Here is a 12432-nt window from a genome sequence, read left to right on the forward strand (position 1 = left end):
GGCTGTTGAGATACTCCCCGTTGTGAAGCGACGAGCGATTCTGTGGGCCGCCGCCTGCCTGACGCTGGCCTCCTGCCACGCCGGGATGGCGACCGCCGGTTCCGGGGCGGAGCGGAGCGGGCCCCTGCCGGCGGCTCAGCGCAAGGACGCGCCCGATCTCGTGGGCGACAGCCTGGACGGCAGACCGCTCAGACTGGCCGACTACCGGGGGGAGGTCGTCGTCCTCAACGCGTGGGCGTCCTGGTGCGGCCCCTGCCGGGCCGAGGCGGCCGAACTCTGCGCGGCGCACGAACACCTCGCGGGGAAGGGCGTGCGGGTCGTCGGACTCGACGCCGACACCGACCCCGCTGGCGGCCGTGCCTTCCAGCGGGAGCACCGGCTCGGTTACCCCAGCTTCCGGGACCCGTCCGGCCGGCAGATGCTGCGGTTCCCCAGGGGTACGGTGCCGCCGGGCGTGCCGTTCACCGTCGTCATCGACACCCGGGGCAGGATCGCGGCCGTCCACGCCGGGCCCGTCACCGAACGCGAGATACGCGACCTGGCGCTGCCGCTCACCCGCTCCTGACGGACGGTCAGCCGGACGTGCCCGACCCGAGGGCGGCCACGGCGCTCTTCGCCGCCTTGATGGCGCCCTTGTTGATCTCGTCCGTGCTGGGGGCCTTCTTGGTCTCGAAGTCGCTGCCGTTGTAGGTGACGACGACCAGCGCGTTGGAGGCCCGTACCAGCACCACGCCCTCGCGGGTCTCCTGCTTGCTCTCGGTGGTGAGGTTCACGACCGAGTAGCCGGCGTCACCGACGCCCGGGACCTCGCCGCCGCCGCTCTTCTCGGCGACACGCTGCTGGTACTCCTTCTTCGCGGCGTCGTCCGACGCGGTGATCTCGAACGAGACGTCGAGCCAGCGGTAGTCGTAGCCCTTGAGGGCGTTCCAGGAGCAGGTGCGGCGCAGCGCGGTGTCCGTCGACGGGATCTCCTTGCCCGACGTCTTCGCCCCGGGCACCAGGGACTTGACGGTCGCCACGGGGACGCTGGAGCAGGGGGCGGGCGCGGCCTTGTACGACTTCGACACCGCGGTGGACGACGGCGCGGACGCCGAGTCGGTGGGCGTCTGCCGGGACGGCCGGTGATCGGTGGCCGCCGGTGCGGCGGGCTCCGAGGACATCGACCAGCCGGCGCAGGCGAGTACGACGACCGGCATCAGGCGCGCGGCCAGGGCGAGCGGCAGAGGCAGTGAACGCACGGCGCACTTCTCGTGGGGGAGGGGGCGCGGAAGGGTCCCGCGGGGTGGGCTGGGACGACAGTGTCACACGACTGAGTGTGCGGCGGAAGGCCGAACTCGCTGTGTGCCCGGCCGGTAACTCAGCCCCACGGACGCCATGTTGAAAATACCGTTATGTCCGGTCAGGGGACGCGGGCGGTCCACTCCGGCGAGGTGAATTTGGTCCGCGCCAGCTCCTCGGCCCGCGCCAGTTCCTCCGGTGTCACCTTGCCGTCCACGAGGCCGTACCGCCCGCGGAACGACCCGATCATCCGATCGATGACCGCGTCCCGCGGCAGTCCCGTCTGCCGGCGCAGCGGATCGACCCGCTTCTTCGCGCTCCGGGTGCCCTTGTCGGACAGCTTCTCCCGCCCGATCCGCAGCACCTCGACCATCTTGTCCGCGTCGATGTCGTACGACATGGTCACGTGGTGCAGCACGGCGCCGGGACCCCCGCCCGGCCCGACGACCCGCTTCTGCGCCGCGCCCGCGATCTTGCCCTGGTCGGTGGCGATGTCGTTCAGCGGCTGGTACCAGGCGCGGATGCCCATCTCGCCGAGGGCGCCGAGCACCCAGTCGTCCAGATAGGCGTAGCTGTCTTGGAAGGACAGGCCCTGCACCAGCGACTCGGGCACGGACAGGGAGTAGGTGATCGTGTTGCCGGGCTCCACGAACATGGCGCCGCCGCCGGAGATCCGCCGCACCACCTCGATGCCGTGCCGGGCGGCCCCCTCCGGGTCCACCTCGTTGCGCAGCGACTGGAAGCTGCCGATGATCACCGAGGGTGCGCCCCACTCCCACACCCGCAGCGTGGGCGGCCTGCGGCCCGCCGCCACCTCGGCGGTCAGGACCTCGTCCAGGGCCATGTGCAGGGCCGGCGGCTGCGGGCCCTCGTGGATGAGCTGCCAGTCGTAGTCGGTCCAGTCCGTGGCGTGCGCGAGCGCGCGGCGCACCGCGATCCCGACTCCCTCCGAGGTCAGGCCGTACATGACCGTCCCCGCGGGCAGCGCCGCGTCGATACGCGCGGCCAGCCCGGCCGCGTCGGTGTCCGCCGGGGCGCCCTCGAGCGCGCGGTTCACCGCGTCCAGCGCCTCGTCCGGCTCCAGGAAGAAGTCGCCCGCCACGCGCACGTCGCGCAGCACACCGTCCTCGGCCGCCACGTCCACCACGACCAGCTTGCCGCCGGGCACCTTGTACTCACCGTGCACTGTCAGGGCCTCCCTCTTCCACCCGGGGATCAACGCCGCGGAGCCCGGCGGTGTTCCCGGCGCGAAGGGTGCTCCCGCCCGGAAGAGGCGGCGCGGGGGCGGCGGAAGGGGCGGTTCAGCGGGGCCGGAAAAGCACCGCGTCCGCGCCGGGCGGGTCCGATACTGGTGGTCCCGGCCCCCGCGCGCGACCCCCGAGGTGACAGATGCGGTTCACCACCCGGCCCACCCTCCAGGGCACCTTCGGCATGGTGTCCGCCACGCACTGGCTGGCCGCCCAGTCGGCGATGGCGGTGCTGGAGGACGGCGGCAACGCCTTCGACGCGGCCGTGGCCGGCGCCTTCGTGCTGCATGTGGTGGAGCCGCACCTGAACGGGCCCGCCGGCGAGGTGCCCATCCTGCTGGCGCCGGCCGGCGGCGAGGTCCGCGTGCTGTGCGGGCAGGGCGTCGCCCCGGCCGCCGCCACCGTCGCGCACTACCGGGGGCTCGGTCTGGACCTCGTGCCCGGCACCGGCCCGCTCGCCGCCGCCGTGCCCGGCGCCTTCGACGCCTGGCTGCTGCTCCTGCGCGACCACGGCACCAAGCCGCTGGAGGACGTCCTGAAGTACGCCGTCGGCTACGCCGAAGACGGGCACGCGCCCGTGGAGAACGTCGGCGCGACCGTGGAGAGCGTACGCAGGCTGTTCGAGACCGAGTGGACCTCCTCCGCCGAGGTGTACCTGCCCGGCGGGCGCGCGCCCCGGCCCGGCGAGCGCTTCCGCAACCCCGCCCTGGCCGCCACCTGGCGCCGGCTGCTGGCCGAGACCGCCCGGGCCGGCGACCGGGAGGCGCGCATCGACGCCGCGCGCGAGGTGTGGCGCTCCGGCTTCATCGCCGAGGCCCTGGTACGGCAGTCCCGGCGGCCCACCCTCGACACCAGCGGGCGGCGGCACACCGGCACCCTCGCCGAGGCCGACCTGGCCGGCTGGTCGGCGACGTACGAGGCCCCGGTGACCTACGACTGGAACGGCTGGACCGTGTGCAAGGCCGGCCCGTGGAGCCAGGGCCCCGTCTTCCTCCAGCAGCTGGCCCTGCTCCCGCCCGAGCTGCCCGCGTACGGCTCGGCGGACTACGTCCACCTGCTGATCGAGGGCTGCAAGCTCGCCATGGCCGACCGGGAGGCCTGGTACGGGGACGCGGCCGACGTGCCGCTCGCCGCCCTCCTGTCGGACGAGTACAACGCCGGCCGCCGCGCGCTCGTCGGCGAGAAGGCCTCCTACGAGCTGCGCCCCGGCAGCCCGGGCGGCGGCACCCCGCGCCTGCCCGCGCAGGCGCTCGCGCGCGTGACCGCCGCCGGTTCAGGCTTCAGCCCGATGGGCGCGGGCGAGCCGACCGTCGCGGACCTCACCGGCGAGGCCCAGGTGGCCGCCGACGGCGGCACCCGCGGTGACACCTGCCACCTGGACGTCGTGGACCGCTGGGGCAACATGGTCGCGGCCACGCCCAGCGGCGGCTGGCTGCAGTCCAACCCGGTCGTGCCGGAACTCGGGTTCCCGCTCGGCACCCGGCTGCAGATGACGTGGCTGGAGGAGGGGCTGGCGAACTCCCTCACCCCGGGCCGACGCCCCCGCACCACCCTCACCCCGTCCCTCGCGCTGCGCGGCGGTGTCCCGGTGATGGCGTTCGGCACGCCCGGCGGGGACCAGCAGGACCAGTGGCAGCCGCACTTCTTCCTCGCCGCCGTGCTGCGCGCCCCGGTCCGCGGCGGACTCGACCTGCAGGGCGCGATCGACGCCCCGAACTGGCACAACGACAGCTTCCCCAGCTCCTTCCACCCACGCGGCCGGCGCCCCGGCAGCGTCACCGTGGAGTCCCGCACGGACCCCGGGGTGATCGACGCGCTGCGCCGCCGGGGCCACGACGTCACCGTCGGCCCCGGCTGGTCGGAGGGCCGCCTGTGCGCGGTGGCCCGGGACCCGGAGACGGGCGTCCTGTCCGCCGCCGCGAACCCGCGCGGGATGCAGGGGTACGCCGTCGGCCGCTGACGGCCGCCGCGGCACCCGCTCTTCATCCCGATTCCACCCGGTGTCCACCGGCCGGGCGGGGATTGTCAGCGGCGCGTGTTCTCATGGAGGACATGATCGACGAAACGGAAACCATCGAGGAGTTTCTCATCCGCGGTTCGGCCGACGTGGAGGAAGCGGTCCGCAAGGCCGCCGCGGCCGAGATCCTGCCGCGCTTCCGCCGCCTCGCCGAGCACGAGGTGGACCGCAAGAGCGGCCCGCACGACCTGGTGACGGACGCCGACCGGCTCGCCGAGCAGCGGCTCACCGAAGTCCTGGGCGCCCTGCTGCCCGGCTCCGTCGTGGTCGGCGAGGAGGCGGTGCACGCCAACCCGGCCACCTACGAGGCGATACGGGGCGACGCACCGGTTTGGATCATCGACCCGGTCGACGGCACCCGCCAGTTCGTGCACGGCGACGAGGGCTTCTGCACGCTGGTCGCGCTCGCCCACCGGGGCGTCGTCCAGGCCTCCTGGACCTACGCCCCCGTGACCGACACGTTCGCCACGGCCGTCCGCGGCCGGGGCGCCCACCTCGACGGCGAGCGCCTGTTCGCGGGCCCGCCCGCGCCCGGCCGCGACCTCACCGTCGCCACCTCCCACCCGGACTTCACCACCGACGAGCAGAAGCACGCGCTGCGCGCCCTGTGGACCGACGGGGTCGCCCCGCGCCCCTGCGGCTCCGCCGGACTGGAGTATCTCGCCCTCGCCCGGGGCGAGTTGGACGCGGTCGCGTTCTCCTGGGAAGCGGCCTGGGACCACGCGGCGGGCCTGCTGCTGGTCGAGGAGGCGGGCGGCGCCCACCTCACGCTCACCGGTGAGCCGTTCCGGGTGACCGGCGGCAACACACTGCCGTTCACCGCCGCCCGGGACGCCGCCACCGCCCGCCGCGTGGCGGGGCTGCTGCGCACGGGCGGCTGAGGCACCCGGCACCGGTCACCGCGGAGGCACCGGCATATCCTGATCGCGAGTGGCCATCGGCTGACGAAGGAGTCCGAAGGTGCCGTCGATGCTCGATGCGGTCGTGGTGGGTGCGGGACCGAACGGTCTGACCGCTGCCGTGGAGCTGGCCCGCAGGGGCCACTCCGTCGCCCTGTTCGAAGCCCGCTCCACCGTCGGCGGCGGCGCGCGCACCGAGGAACTGACGCTGCCCGGCTTCCGGCACGACCCGTGCTCGGCCGCCCACCCACTCGGCGTCAACTCGCCCGCCTTCCGCGCCCTGCCCCTGGAGCGGTACGGACTCCAGTGGGTGCACGCCGGTCTGCCCATGGCGCATCCGTTCCCGGACGGCAGCGCGGCGGTGCTGGCCCGGTCCGTCGCCGAGACGGCGGCCTCCTTCGGCCCGCGCGACGCGGGCGCCTACCGCAGGCTGGTCGAGCCGTTCCTGGCCAAGTGGGACACCCTGGCCCGGGACTTCATGTCCCTGCCGTCGACCGCGCTGCCCCGCGACCCGGTCACCCTGGCCCGCTTCGGCCTCGCCGGACTGCCGCCCTCCACCCTGCTGATGCGCCGCTTCCGCGACGAGCCCGTCAAGGCGCTCTTCTCCGGCCTTGTCGCCCATGTGATGGCGCCCCTCGGCGGCCTCGCCACCGGCGCCGTCGGCCTGGTCTTCGCGCTGGCCGCGCACGCCCGCGGCTGGCCCCTGGCCCGCGGCGGCTCCCAGGCCATCTCCGACGCCCTCGCCGCCTACCTCACGGACCTCGGCGGCGCCGTGCACACCGACTACGAGGTCAAGCGCCTCGACGACCTGCCGCCGGCCCGCGCGTACGTCTTCGACACCTCGCCCGCCGCGCTCGCCCGCATCGCCGGCTTCGGCGGCCACTACGACCGCTTCCGCTACGGCCCCAGCGTCTTCAAGATCGACTACGCGCTGGACGGCCCGGTCCCCTGGACCGCTCCCGAGGCCCGCGTCGCCGGCACCGTGCAGGTCGGCGCGAGCCAGGCCGAGATCGGCACCGCGCTGCACGCGGCGTCCCGCGCGGGCCGCGCCCCCGACCGGCCGTTCCTGATCACCGTCCAGCCCAGCGTGGCCGACCCCACCCGGGCGCCCGAGGGCAAGCACGTCTTCTGGGCCTACGGCCACGTCCCGAACGGCTGGCGGGGCGATCTCACCGACGCCATCGAACGCCAACTGGAGCGCTTCGCGCCCGGCTTCCGCGACCGCGTCCTCGCCCGCGCCACCACCGGCCCCGCCGAACTCGCCGCGCACAACGCCAACTACGTCGGCGGTGACATCGCCTGCGGCGCGGCCTCCGGGCTCCAGCTGCTGCTGCGCCCCAGACTGTCCCTGTTCCCGTACCACACCCCCCACCCGGCCGTCTTCATCTGCTCCTCGGCCACCCCGCCGGGCCCCGGCGTGCACGGCATGTCGGGGCACAACGCGGCGAAGGCCGTCTGGCGGAGACTGAGGCAGACATGACCACCATCACCCTCGTCCAGGGCGACATCACCCGGCAGAGCGCCGACGCGATCGTCAACGCCGCCAACTCCTCGCTGCTCGGCGGCGGAGGCGTGGACGGCGCGATCCACCGCAGGGGCGGCGCCGCCATCCTCGAGGAGTGCCGGGAGCTGCGCGCCTCCCGATACGGCAAGGGACTGCCCACCGGCCAGGCGGTCGCCACCACGGCCGGCGCGCTGGACGCCCGCTGGGTCATCCACACGGTGGGCCCGGTCTGGTCCGCCACCGAGGACCGCTCGGAACTCCTCGCCTCCTGCTACCGCGAGTCCCTGAAGGTCGCCGACGAACTCGGCGCCCGGACGGTCGCGTTCCCGGCCGTCTCCACCGGCGTCTACCGCTGGCCCATGGACGACGCGGCCCGCATCGCGGTGCGGACGGTGCGCGACACACCGACCTCGGTCGAGGAGGCGCGCTTCGTCCTCTTCGACGAGCGGGCGTACGAGGCGTTCGCCGCGCAGCTCCCCTGACGGACGCGGCGGGCACGGGGGCGTCGCCGCGGCGAGGCGCAACCACTTGTGCACGAGGCCGGTTGCAGCGCCGCGTGGGGGGATCGGGGGCGGCGCCGCAACGGGTCGATACCGGCGTGCCCGCGCCTCGCCGACCGTCCGTGGCCCGTACGCACGGATACGCAATCCGTTCGCGGCGGCCTCCAGGACCTGGGCGTTCCGACGAGGGCACGCTGATGCGCGCCGTGATCGCCCTCTGACGGGGCTGGCCGACTTCGCGGGCGCCCCGCCGTCAGCTCAGCAGACGGCGCTTCTGGGCCTCGAACTCCTCGTCCGTCAGCACCCCTTGTGTCTTCAGGTCGGCCAGCTGCTTGAGCTGGTCGATCTTGCTGGTCATGTCGTCACCGGCGGCCGGCTGCGCGGCGGCGGGCGCGGGCGGCGGCGGGGCCGTCTGCTGCTGTTGCTGCGCGTACTGCTGCTGTTCGTACTGCTGTTGCTGCTGCGCGCTGTCCTGCTGCGCCCACCGGCCGGCCTGGCGGCGCGAGACACGGTTGGACACGGCGGTCGCGGTTCCGGCGACGACGGCGGTGCGTGCGACGCCCCTGAGCAGTCCGGGCATGATCGTCATCTCCCAGTGTCGAAGAGGGCCCGCCGGTCAGGCGGCCGCGGAACCGCCGGGCGGAACCGTCTCCTCCGTGGCGTCCAGCGAGGCCAGCAGGGCCTGGACGGGGATGCGGCCGCTCGCCACGAGCTGGGCGCCGCTGCGCCGCAGGGCGCGGGCCAGGGGAGCGGCCCACAGGTTCTCGTAGACCAGCACCGCGGCGGAGTTGCCCGGCTCCAGCGCGTTGCCCGCCTCCTCGATGTCGCCCTGGTCCAGCACACCGGCGGAGGCGCCCTCGAAGACCGTCAGGTCGATCTCGTCGCCGAGGTCGCGCAGTTCCAGCGCGACGACCGAGCCGTCGGTCTCCTTGCGGATGAAGGCCAGGTCGATGATGCGGACGATGCCCCGCTCGGCGAGATCGACCAGCAGCGGGAACGCCTCGCCCGTCATGCGGTTGCCGGGAAACTCGATCACGAGGTAGTCGACGGGGCCCATTTCTTCGACGCTTTCCATGACCACTCCTTGCAAGCCGCGTGCGTCCGCCCCCAGCGCCAATTCCAGCACGCGGCACGGGGCCCCGCACTTCCGAACCGGCACGGCTCAACCGGTGAGCTGGTAGATGCTCTTGCCCACCAGCCAGAACCCCAGGATCAGGCAGAGGCTCACCAGCGCCTGGTCCTGGTGGCCCTCCATCCACGCGCGCAGCCTCAGCAGGCGGTCCTTCGCCGCCGCCGGGGAGAACAGCACGTACAGCTCCACGGCCAGCAGGCTCGCGGTGGCGAGCAGGCAGAAGCCGCACAGGGCGAGCCAGGTCGTGAAGTGCGAGGTGTCCGCCTCCACCACCGCCGTCGCCCCAGCCGCGACCATGCCCCACGGCTGCAGCAGGACGGCGAGCCCCGCGGCGGCCCAGGGCGTGCCGCGGTCCATCCGGGCGGTGAGCCGTGCGGACGAGGACTCCCTGACCGGGACCGCGCCGGCCGCCCGGCGACGGCGCCGGCGCTCGCCGTAGAGGATCAGCGACAGGCCGATGAGCAGCTTGACCGCGAGGACGGCGGTCGAGGGCGGGGACTTGGGCGGTGGCGGCTGCCCGCCGGTGAAGGCGAGGACGATCGCGATCACCGCGACCAGACAGGCCAGCCAGCTCAGGATGAACACCAGCCCCTTCCACACGCCCTTCGCCGACGCCACGACGAGGACGAACGCCATGAGGGGGAGCGGGTCGAGCGTGATGGCCAGGCCGATGAGCAGCAGGTCGAGCACCATGGCGGACCCCTACGTGTCGGAACACCACGAGCGTAGGCAGCGCCCGCCGGAGCGACATCTCGTGGCCGCCGCTCCCGGCCGGCGGACCGTCTCCGGGGTGCCGTGCCGGGCGCCGCCCCCCAATCTGGACGCAGCGAAAGGAGCCACACCATGCCGACCTCCGCACGGGTGCCGTCGGTGGGCCGGATGGTCGCCTGGGCGAAGTCGGCACACCGCCGGGCGGAAGGCCGCTTCCCGGTGGTCACGCATCTCGCGGACCGGATGGTGTCGGTGAACATCTTCGACTCCGGCACCCGCCTCGCCGCGCAGTGCTTCCTGACCGCGGTCCCGTTGCTCTTCGTCGTCGCGGCCTACGCGCCCGCGTCGGTGCGCCACCAGCTGATCGACTCGGTGCGGGCGGTGTTCGGGCTGACGGGCGCGGCGAACGCCGAGTTCGTGAAGGTCTTCGAACCCACGACGGGCAACCTCCAGCAGGCCACGGGCGTCGTGGGCGGCCTGATGGTCCTGCTGTCCGCCACCGCCGTCAGCCGGGCGATGCAGCGGCTGTGCAAGCGCGCCTGGGAGATCCCGCGCGCGGGCACGCACATCGCGCCGTGGCGGTGGCTGGCGTGGCTCGCGCTGTGGCTCGGGGTGCTGGTGCTCCAGGGCCCGGTCCGCGACGGGTTCGGCGTGGGCGCCTGGCTGGGCGTCCCCCTCACCCTCCTCACGCAGGTGGGGCTGTGGTGGTGGACCCAGCACCTGCTGCTCGGCGGGCTGATCGGCTGGAAGCCGCTGCTGCCGGGCGCCGTGCTCACGGCGGTCGTGCTCACCGTGCTGGCGATGACCGCGCGCCTGTACATGCCGCGGGCGCTGAACAGCGCGCTGGCCGAGTACGGACCCGTCGGCTCCGTCTTCGTGCTGCTGTCCTGGCTGATCGTGGTCTGCGTCGCGGGAGCCGTCAGCATCAGCGTCGGCGCCGTCATGGCCCAGGAGCCGTTCCTGGCGCACCGCCTCGGCAGCCCGCCGCCCCTGCGCGACCGCGACCCGCGAACCGCCTGAGACGCCGAACCGCCGCCGCGCCGAACCGCCTGAGACGCCGAACCGCCGCCGCGCCGAACCGCCTGAGACGCCGAACCGCCTGAGACGCCGAACCGCCGCCGCGCGAGAAGCGTTCCCCGTCATCGCCCGTACGGCCACTGCCGCTCGCCCGTCCGGTCTACCCAGCGCGCGTGGAACCCACGGGCCTGACGCAATGGGGATGTTCAGGCCCCTACCACGCCGGAGGCCCCACGTGCCCGCCTCACCCGACCCGCACGCACCCGGCCCCGCCCCCCAGCCCCCGACCCCGGCCCCGCCGGATTCCGGCTCCGAGCGCCCGGATCACCATCCGTCCTCGGCGGGCGGCCCCGGCCTTGAGCACAAGCGCCCAGCCGCGCCCGCGCCGGACTCCGGTCCCGACCGCCCGAGCCAGGCCTGGCCCGCAGGGGGCCCCGGCTCCGAACGCCCGGCTCAGGATGCGTCCGCAGCAGGCCCCGGCGGCCCTGAGCGCCCGCCCCCGGCCTCGCCCGCAGGAAATCCCGCATCCCCGCACCCGGCCCCACCCCCGCACGCGTCCGCGTCAGACCCCGGTCACCCCGGGCCGGGCCCGGGCTCAGCCGGGCCGGGCCCGGGCTCAGCCGGGCCGGCTCCGGGGCCGGCCGGGTCTGGGGCCGGTTCGCAGGGCTCCGGGGCCCCGGCGCACGGGGGCGGCCCGGGCGGCGACCGGCCTCCGCCCGGCGGTTCCCCCAAGGCGGGGACCGGGGGAGGCGCGGGGCATGTGGCGCGGGCCGTCGCCTCGGCCGTGCTGATCGTGCTGACCTGCGTGCTCGTGCCCGTCGCGCTGCTCGCCACCTGGGTGCACGACATCGTGCTGGACACCGACCGCTACGTCGCCACGGTCGACCCGCTGGCCACCGACCCCGCGATCCAGGACGCCGCCGTCCACCGCATCACCGAGGCCGTCGGCGCCCGCGTGGACGGTCAGCGGGCCGCCGCCGACATCGCCTCCTGGCTGCAGTCCCAGGGCCTGCCGCCGCGCGCCGCCGACGCGGTCAGGGGGCTGGGCCCGCAGCTCGACTCCGCCGTCAACCAGGCCGTCACGAAGACCGCCACCCGCGTCGTACACAGCGACGCCTTCGCCACGGTGTGGAACACCGCCAACCGCGCCGCCCACAACGCCGTCGTGCACGCCCTCACCGGCCAGGGCCGCGGCGCGGTCGGCGTCAGCGACGGCACGGTCACCCTGGACGTGGGCACGGCCGTGGACCGGGTCAAACAGGAGCTGGTGAACGCGGGCCTGAAACCCGCCGACAAGATCCCGCAGGTGAACAAGCAACTGGTGCTGTTCCACTCCGACGAACTCGCCAAGTTCCGCAAGGCCGCCCACCTCCTCGACGTCGTCGGCAACTGGTTCCCGGTGCTCGTCGTCGTCCTCGGCGCCGCCGGCGTGTTCCTGGCCCGCCAACGCCGAAGAGCGCTCGCCCGCACCGCGCTGGGCGCCGCCTTCGCCTGCCTGGTGGTGGCCATCGCCCTGGTCGTGGCCCGCCGCTACTACCTCGACCACCTCCCGCCCCAGGTGCAGTCGAAGGCCGCGGCCGCGGCCGTCTTCGACACCCTGCTGCACTTCCTGCGGATCAGCCTGCGCACGGCCGTCGTCCTCGGCGTCGTCATCGCGCTGGGCGCGTACTTCGTCGGGCCCGGCAGGCTGCCGGTGGCCGTGCGCGGCGCTTCCGACCACACCGCCGACTCCGCCGCGCGCTGGGCGGCCGCCCACCACGTCAGCACCGGGCGGGTCGGCTCCTGGGCACTGGCCTACCGCCGGGCCATCACCCTCGTCGTGCTGCTGATCATCGCGCTGGTCTTCGCGCTGTGGAACCACCCGACCGTGCTCACGGTCCTGCTGCTGGTCCTCGTGCTGCTCGGCGTCCTGGCCGTGCTCGCGCTGCTCGCGGCGGCCGGCCGCACCCAGCTCCACCAGGCACGCGGGCAGGCGCGCCCGCCCGGGAACGAGACCTGACCGGCGCCGCCGCGCCGGCCCGCTCCCCGGCGCGGGCGAGTGCGCGAAGCGACGCACCGGCACGTCCCGTACCCGTGCGAACTGCGCGGGGACGGGAACACTGCGATGCTGATCGTGGAGTGCAAGCG

Annotated in this window: 12 protein-coding genes; 7 read left to right on the top strand and 5 right to left on the bottom strand. The window is 74.4% G+C overall.

Going from position 1 to position 12432, the window contains the following annotated elements; all coding sequences use genetic code 11:
- Nucleotides 1–22 precede the first annotated feature (22 nt).
- On the top strand, nucleotides 23–565 hold the full coding sequence (locus ACZ7JA_RS32235; RefSeq protein ID WP_470811914.1) for a TlpA family protein disulfide reductase: 543 nt from the start codon (nucleotides 23–25) through the stop codon (nucleotides 563–565).
- Between the two features lie 7 nt (nucleotides 566–572).
- Here the strand turns inward: ACZ7JA_RS32235 and ACZ7JA_RS32240 are convergent, their stop codons facing one another.
- Nucleotides 573–1238, bottom strand: coding sequence for a hypothetical protein (locus tag ACZ7JA_RS32240; RefSeq protein ID WP_470811916.1), 666 nt, complete (start codon nucleotides 1236–1238; stop codon nucleotides 573–575).
- A 161-nt stretch (nucleotides 1239–1399) separates the two neighbouring features.
- On the bottom strand, nucleotides 1400–2464 hold the full coding sequence (locus ACZ7JA_RS32245) for a lipoate--protein ligase family protein (protein ID WP_351671671.1): 1065 nt from the start codon (nucleotides 2462–2464) through the stop codon (nucleotides 1400–1402).
- Between the two features lie 203 nt (nucleotides 2465–2667).
- Between ACZ7JA_RS32245 and ACZ7JA_RS32250 the strand changes: the two genes are divergently transcribed.
- The 4 genes from ACZ7JA_RS32250 to ACZ7JA_RS32265 all read left to right on the top strand — a co-directional run bounded on the left by ACZ7JA_RS32250 (nucleotide 2668) and on the right by ACZ7JA_RS32265 (nucleotide 7427).
- Entirely contained in the window at nucleotides 2668–4485 is a 1818-nt protein-coding gene (locus ACZ7JA_RS32250) for a gamma-glutamyltransferase family protein (protein ID WP_470811918.1), read from the top strand.
- Between the two features lie 92 nt (nucleotides 4486–4577).
- Nucleotides 4578–5423 carry an inositol monophosphatase family protein gene (locus tag ACZ7JA_RS32255; protein WP_389302085.1) on the top strand — a complete coding sequence of 282 codons (846 nt, stop codon included), beginning with the start codon at nucleotides 4578–4580 and terminating at the stop codon, nucleotides 5421–5423.
- Between the two features lie 88 nt (nucleotides 5424–5511).
- Complete coding sequence (locus tag ACZ7JA_RS32260; RefSeq protein ID WP_351671662.1) at nucleotides 5512–6921, top strand: phytoene desaturase family protein; 1410 nt, start codon at nucleotides 5512–5514, stop codon at nucleotides 6919–6921.
- Nucleotides 6918–7427 carry an O-acetyl-ADP-ribose deacetylase gene (locus ACZ7JA_RS32265; RefSeq protein ID WP_404029659.1) on the top strand — a complete coding sequence of 170 codons (510 nt, stop codon included), beginning with the start codon at nucleotides 6918–6920 and terminating at the stop codon, nucleotides 7425–7427. Before ACZ7JA_RS32260 ends, ACZ7JA_RS32265 begins: the two co-directional genes overlap by 4 nt.
- Before the next feature lie 271 nt (nucleotides 7428–7698).
- Here the strand turns inward: ACZ7JA_RS32265 and ACZ7JA_RS32270 are convergent, their stop codons facing one another.
- The 3 genes from ACZ7JA_RS32270 to ACZ7JA_RS32280 all read right to left on the bottom strand — a co-directional run bounded on the left by ACZ7JA_RS32270 (nucleotide 7699) and on the right by ACZ7JA_RS32280 (nucleotide 9270).
- Nucleotides 7699–8025 (bottom strand): SHOCT domain-containing protein, encoded by a 327-nt coding sequence (locus ACZ7JA_RS32270; protein ID WP_389454150.1) that lies wholly within the window; start codon nucleotides 8023–8025, stop codon nucleotides 7699–7701.
- 36 nt (nucleotides 8026–8061) lie between these two features.
- Nucleotides 8062–8520 (bottom strand): DUF6325 family protein, encoded by a 459-nt coding sequence (locus tag ACZ7JA_RS32275; RefSeq protein WP_389302082.1) that lies wholly within the window; start codon nucleotides 8518–8520, stop codon nucleotides 8062–8064.
- Nucleotides 8521–8607: 87 nt separating this feature from the next.
- The gene (locus tag ACZ7JA_RS32280; RefSeq protein ID WP_351671656.1) at nucleotides 8608–9270 is read right to left on the bottom strand and encodes a GAP family protein; all 663 of its coding nucleotides are present in this window, start codon (nucleotides 9268–9270) and stop codon (nucleotides 8608–8610) included.
- A 150-nt stretch (nucleotides 9271–9420) separates the two neighbouring features.
- Between ACZ7JA_RS32280 and ACZ7JA_RS32285 the strand changes: the two genes are divergently transcribed.
- Both ACZ7JA_RS32285 and ACZ7JA_RS32290 read left to right on the top strand, forming a co-directional pair.
- The gene (locus ACZ7JA_RS32285; protein WP_351671653.1) at nucleotides 9421–10308 is read left to right on the top strand and encodes a hypothetical protein; all 888 of its coding nucleotides are present in this window, start codon (nucleotides 9421–9423) and stop codon (nucleotides 10306–10308) included.
- A gap of 757 nt (nucleotides 10309–11065) precedes the next feature.
- Nucleotides 11066–12304: a hypothetical protein gene (locus tag ACZ7JA_RS32290; RefSeq protein ID WP_351671650.1), complete on the top strand. Its 1239-nt coding sequence runs from the start codon at nucleotides 11066–11068 to the stop codon at nucleotides 12302–12304.
- Nucleotides 12305–12432: the final 128 nt, after the last annotated feature.

The organism is Streptomyces sp. NPDC038135 (assembly GCF_055601245.1).